Origin of the sequence: Streptomyces sp. YIM 98790, assembly GCF_011421595.1 — a bacterium.
Classification (GTDB): Bacteria; Actinomycetota; Actinomycetes; order Streptomycetales; family Streptomycetaceae; genus Streptomyces.
Genome location: NZ_WTLH01000405.1, coordinates 1 through 620 on the forward strand (window position 1 = coordinate 1; position 620 = coordinate 620).

General features: G+C 80.5%; 1 protein-coding gene. It reads right to left on the bottom strand.

The window, feature by feature from the left end:
• Positions 1-620, bottom strand: a 620-nt coding sequence (locus tag GQS09_RS28385) for a B12-binding domain-containing protein (RefSeq protein WP_207958394.1), incomplete at both ends; no start/stop codon positions are given.

The following is a 620-nucleotide window of genomic DNA, read 5'->3' on the forward strand; positions in this document are numbered from 1 at the left end:
CCCGCGGCCGGCGCCCGCCCCAGCCCGGCCCGGCGGCCAGCACCACCGGCCGCACCCGGGCGCCCCGCGTCTCCCACCCGGCCTGGAGCAGGTGGTGCGCGAGCACCGGATCAGCGGTCTGCCGCACCTGGGACCACAGCACGACGGCCGCCGGCCCGGTGCGGTGCACCGCGTCCAGCAGCGCCTCCGGGGGCACGGCCGCGCCCAGCATGCGCAGCGGCACCCGGCGCGCGGCCAGGGCGGCGGCCAGCGCCTCCAGGGCCAGGCAGTGCTGCTCCTCCGGCATGCACGCCAGCAGCACCGGCGGCCGGACGGAGCGCAGGCCGGGCGAGGGCACGATCAGGCGGCGCAGCAGGGAGGAGGCGTGCCAGGAGAGCAGGTGCTCCACCTCCACATAGCGCTCGCCGGAGGAAGCCCACTTGCGTCCGACCGCGCGCAGTGCCGGCGCCAGCACCTCGTTCCAGGTGGTCACCGGGCCCTCGGCGGCCAGCACGGTGCCCACCAGGCGGTCCACGGCGGGGGAGTCCAGGCGGAGCGCCGCCCGCCCGAGGCCCCGGCACTCGGGGCGGGCCCGGCCGACCGGCAGCCAGTCCGGCTCGGCCGGGCGGGGCCGGGGCCCC